The 1836-nt window shown below is 55.3% G+C and carries 3 protein-coding genes; all 3 read right to left on the bottom strand.

Going from position 1 to position 1836, the window contains the following annotated elements; translation table 11 throughout:
- The coding region (locus tag H5U08_RS17475; protein WP_297036043.1) for a hypothetical protein at positions 1-201 on the bottom strand (201 nt) is incomplete at its 3' end.
- Positions 202-253: 52 nt separating this feature from the next.
- Positions 254-1144, bottom strand: coding sequence for an SDR family oxidoreductase (locus H5U08_RS17480; RefSeq protein WP_297036045.1), 891 nt, complete (start codon positions 1142-1144; stop codon positions 254-256).
- Between the two features lie 33 nt (positions 1145-1177).
- Positions 1178-1720 carry a Holliday junction resolvase RuvX gene (gene ruvX, locus H5U08_RS17485; RefSeq protein ID WP_297036048.1) on the bottom strand — a complete coding sequence of 181 codons (543 nt, stop codon included), beginning with the start codon at positions 1718-1720 and terminating at the stop codon, positions 1178-1180.
- Between the last annotated feature and the right edge of the window lie 116 nt (positions 1721-1836).

Here is a 1836-nt window from a genome sequence, read left to right on the forward strand (position 1 = left end):
GTTGGCTGTATAGGTTCCGAGCCCTCCGGAATACTTGTCTCCCCATTCGGTCTTCTGTCCCAATGTAAACCAGATGCCGCGGTAACCACTGTCTTTTTCGGAACCCAATATCGGCGCACCGCAACACAGGATAAAAATCAGAAATAGTGATAAGTCCATCCCGCCAGTATGGAAACAATAACGGGTTCTACTTTTCATCATCGAATCCTCCCGGGCAGCTTGCGCTTCGGAATGAACTCAAACACATGCACGATTAATTTTCTTCTTCCAGACCGGACGCGACAATATGCTCAATGCCGCGCTCATAATCTGGATAAAGAAAAGACATGTGATATCTGTCAATTAGCCGCCGGTTACTGATGATTCGCACCGCACTTCCTGATCCTGTCCTATGGGTCAGCGGCAACACGTCCCCCGATGGTGGACAGAAGCTGGGCGGTGGCAAGCCAAGGCACTGGCAAAGCTTCTCATAGAACTGCCTTCGTGTGACCGGGTGCCCGTCAACGACATTGACCACCTCGGGCGGCTCTGCCGCATCGGCTACGAGAATGACGGCGCGCGCAGCGTCATCCACAAAGATCAGATTGAGAAGCGCCTCTGGATCGGTGGGCAACGGTTGCTGTGCGCGAACAAAACGAAGAAGCGGTAATCGACCGGGACCGTAAATCCCGCCCATCCGCATGATGATCGCCTTGTTTTGCCACAACGGGGCAAGGAGGATATCCTCCGCCTCTGCCAGCGCCTGCGAGGCTTCCCGGAGCGGCCTTCTGGGAGTCGACTCGTCAATCACCTCGGATGAGGAATTCCCATACACTCCTGTGGAACTGACGAGAACAATTCGATCGGCACAATGGCCCCAACGATCAAGTACCGTTTTCAGACCGTCACGATAGAGGGCCAACCGTGAGACCTGACTGTGACCGCCCGGCCCAACACTATAGACCAGCGTGTCACAGTGAGGGATCTCGGCCAAAGTGGGCGGGTTCAAAACGTCGGCGATGATGGGTTTTAATCCTAGCTGGGCCAGCGTGCCCGCCTTTGCTGGGGTGCGTGTCACTCCATAGACCTCGTCCCCCTGCTGTTGCCACAGCCTGGCAACGCGCAGCCCTAAATAACCGGTTCCCACCACGATGCGTCGGGCCATTCGCGTGACTGTTCCCCCGCAATTCCGAACTACTCATTCTTCTTCGATGGACGCATCATCCAAAGGCGAGGGCGTCCAGAAGGGCGGGGCATCACCTCGTTGTAAAATGGCCAGGTACGAACTCAGAATAATCTGAGCGGCCAGTTTGTCCACACGTTTTTGCCTCTCCTTACGACTGAGATTCGCCGTCCGCAGCCAGGTTTCCGCCGTCTGGGTACTGAACCGCTCGTCCATGTAAACGACGGGTACGCGGGTCACTGACTCCAACCATTTTCCAAATTCTCGCACCTCCAGCGAGACCTCGCTTTCCGTACCGTCACAATGGACGGGCAAGCCGAGGACAAAGAGGACGATTTCCTCGTGTTGAACGAGTTTCTGAAAATAAGTCGCGTCCTGGCCTGGTCCCCGGCGCTGATAAACAGACCAGGGAGTGGCCAGCACCCGGCCCGGATCACTCAGGGCAATTCCAATCCGTGTCCTGCCGTAGTCCAGGCCGGCAATACGCCCCTTCTCGGGCAGCGGCCTTTTCTGCAGGCTTTCTTCTTCGCGTTGTTCTCCCGCCGACTCGTTATTCATAGTCTTTTTTACATTTTCGCTATTCAATATCCTGGAGCCCCCGGCCGCTTTTTCTGCACCCATAGATAGTAATCAAACAACTTCAACTTCGATGAGATCGGAAGCGTCGTGTAGGG

This window comes from Thermogutta sp., from assembly GCF_014359955.1.
Classification (GTDB): domain Bacteria; phylum Planctomycetota; class Planctomycetia; order Pirellulales; family Thermoguttaceae; genus Thermogutta.